The following is a 2,858-nucleotide window of genomic DNA, read 5'->3' on the forward strand; positions in this document are numbered from 1 at the left end:
TATGAGCCGACTCCGTTTATCGAGATAGTAGCGGCACTCAATCGTTTATCACGGCTTCAGATATTCGTCGATTGGCCCACGCTGCTCTCTGATGAAGTGCATCCCACTGTGCCGGTAACGTGCTCCGCCAATGAAGAGCCATATCTGAGCGTCGTGCAGAAGTTGGCGGAAACGATCGATGCAACCGTATATATTCTGGGCGAGAAGACGGTCCTCATAACGAAAAGTGGTCGTTTCGACCGGCCCGACCTTCGTGCCTATTCAGTGAAAGAGGTCCTTCAGCAGGGATTGACGGCCGGGGCTTTGCGGGAGCGTATCGTGAACGAATGTGAGCCTCAAAATTGGTACGAGCGGGGTGGAATAGGACGCATTTTCTTCACCGACGACGGTCAAACCGCAATTGTCTATCAAGACGCGCGCACCCAAAAGGAAATTCAGCGGTTTCTCCAACGACTTTCTAAGGGTTCGCAATGAAGTCCCGTTTATACGACAGGATCATCCGCGCACTGTCCCCCTGGCTTTCACTCGTCGGGCAACGACTCGCTCAGGCGGTGAGAATTTGTTTCTTTGTGCTGGCCTTATTATTCCGCACAATACGAAATGGGGTCGTCGGCGGTATCCAGTTTATTTACTCGCTAGGTGATGAGATCCGCAGGATTCGTCTGGCGGATTGGTGGAGGGAATACGTTCATCGAGAGATTGCGAAAATGGCCTTATGTTTGTGGATTGTGCTGGGAGGATTTGTTTGGTTTGTTCTGCCCTATGGGCTGGGCTGGCAATCGGAGGGTGATTGTCCACGGCGAGAGTGCAACTTTCTCGTAGACATTAACGCGGCCGATTGGCCGGAGCTGACTCTGCTTCCCCGGATTGGACCGATTCTTTCGCAAAGAATCGTGTCCGAGCGTGAGAAACACGGTCCTTTCAGCCGGGCGGAAGACCTGCTGCGGATTCGAGGCATCGGGCCGGGGATTCTTCGCGGGATTCAACCATTCCTAAAATTCCCCGAGAATAATGGCGGAAACTTGACTCCTGAGCAGCATCGTGCTGCCCGTCCGAGCGGTTAGTCATTCGCGTCAATCTATTGTTACACAATGTTCGATGCTCCTGTTGACGAAAAAACACGCGGTAACGGAATGCACCTTGCAGACAAGCAATATCGACTCGGCTTTTTGTGAATTAATTAAAAGCGCCCGATTATGGCCGCAACTATCAAAAAACATATATACCATGGCAAAGCCTCCGCGAAGACGAGGTTTGTGCTGATTCTGGTTATTCTCCTGCCCTTGGCCGTCCAGGCGCACACTGCTTGTGCGGGCGACGTACCCGTGGCCGCGCTTTCAGGCATGGTGGAATGTCGCGTGGGTGAAATCCGAGCAGAGGGCCTGATTTTGACGTGGAACTCTTCAGAGATCATCATGTTAGCGCGGGACGGCTCGGTCAGGCGTCTCCCGCGTTCTCAGGCCAGCGATTTTCGTAGGACATCGGATACGCTGATTCCGCTGCCCACGCACGCCATTCGCTCTCAACTGCAGCGCGAATTCGGCTCCGAATATCGGGTCGAGAGCACAACCCACTATCTCGTCGTTCAGCCGGCCAGCACAACCGTGCAAAGGGGGCCCATTTTCGAGTCTCTGTTTCGTGAGGCATGGCGGTTCGCGGTGCAGCGCAAATTGCCGGTTACAAAACCCGTTTTCCCGCTTGTTGCAGTCGTTTATCGCGATAGAAAAGCCTTTGAACGTGCGCCTGAGTTCCGTCGCTTCAGATCTCCTCAGTCCCAGGTGCTGGGCCTTTACGACGCCCTGTCCAATCGCTGTCTTACTTTTGATCAACAGAGTTTTTCAAACGCGATAGGGTCAACCGTTAGCTTGGAATCGACCGAAAATGTCCTTCGCCACGAGGCGTTCCACCAGTTCGCCGCGAACACCGGCCTGCAGGGGCGATTTACAGAGACACCGTCATGGCTTGCGGAGGGACTGGCTATGATGTTCGAGAGTCCGCCTGCGGATGGTGGCCCATCAGGTCCGTCAACTGCGACTGAATCATTGCGACGAGTCGCAATCCACACGCTCTCTGAACTTCCCTCGGGATGGTTGGAGAACATCGTAGCCAGCGACGGCTTGTTCGATCTCCAACCCAGAACTGCCTACCTGGCTTCATGGGCGACTGTCTCCTACTTGAGCGACCGGCACCTTGGCCAGTTTATCGCGTATCTTCGATGTGTTCAGAAGAGACCGCCGTTCCAATCTTACCCGAGAGCGGCCCGCATCAAGGATTTTGAAACGAACTTTGGACGCGGTTGGGAGAAACTCGAGCGGAATATCCGTGAATATCTCAGCAGATAGTTACTGAGAAATGTGAAAAGAACAGGCGTGGCGGTTTTCTGTCGGCAGATCGGAGCGAGTCTACAGCTCGACAGGAACGTCAGCCAACCGGGCCGCCATACTGGGGATGTCCGAGCGACTTGTCATATCAAAAACAGGCTCTCGCACGAGAACCGCCCGGAATTCTTCGCCCAATCGGTCGATCGCATACTGAACCGCATCTGTGATTTCGTATTCTCCCCGTGGAGATAAATCGATTCGACGGCAGGCCTCGAAGATTGATGGCCGAAAACGCCAGCAATTCATGCTCAGCCACAAGGGGCGTGGCAACTGGCTCAGTACGTCCGCTGTGGGTTTTTCCAGAATCCGAACAAGTCGCCCATCGTGTTCCACCAGTCCTACGGCGAACGCTTTGATGCGTTCCGCCGCGATGTTACTCCGCGCAAGCATGGTATCCTGGTCAAAGAGCGCCACTCCGGCACCCTTCAACTCGCGGAGACCGGCCAATGCCGCCACAGGATAATAGTTATCGGAATT

General features: G+C 54.2%; 4 protein-coding genes. 3 read left to right on the top strand and 1 reads right to left on the bottom strand.

Annotated elements, in window-relative coordinates; genetic code table 11:
* From H5U08_RS14700 to H5U08_RS14710, 3 genes are all read left to right on the top strand, one after another.
* Positions 1-474, top strand: a 474-nt coding sequence (locus H5U08_RS14700; protein WP_297034651.1) for a hypothetical protein, incomplete at its 5' end; no start/stop codon positions are given.
* Entirely contained in the window at positions 471-1,064 is a 594-nt protein-coding gene (locus H5U08_RS14705) for a helix-hairpin-helix domain-containing protein (RefSeq protein WP_297034654.1), read from the top strand. The genes H5U08_RS14700 and H5U08_RS14705, both read left to right, overlap by 4 nt.
* Before the next feature lie 192 nt (positions 1,065-1,256).
* Positions 1,257-2,342 (top strand): DUF1570 domain-containing protein, encoded by a 1,086-nt coding sequence (locus H5U08_RS14710; protein WP_297034657.1) that lies wholly within the window; start codon positions 1,257-1,259, stop codon positions 2,340-2,342.
* A 60-nt stretch (positions 2,343-2,402) separates the two neighbouring features.
* Here the strand turns inward: H5U08_RS14710 and H5U08_RS14715 are convergent.
* The coding region (locus H5U08_RS14715; RefSeq protein ID WP_297034659.1) for a hypothetical protein at positions 2,403-2,858 on the bottom strand (456 nt) is incomplete at its 5' end.

It is taken from the genome of Thermogutta sp., from assembly GCF_014359955.1.
Classification (GTDB): domain Bacteria; phylum Planctomycetota; class Planctomycetia; order Pirellulales; family Thermoguttaceae; genus Thermogutta.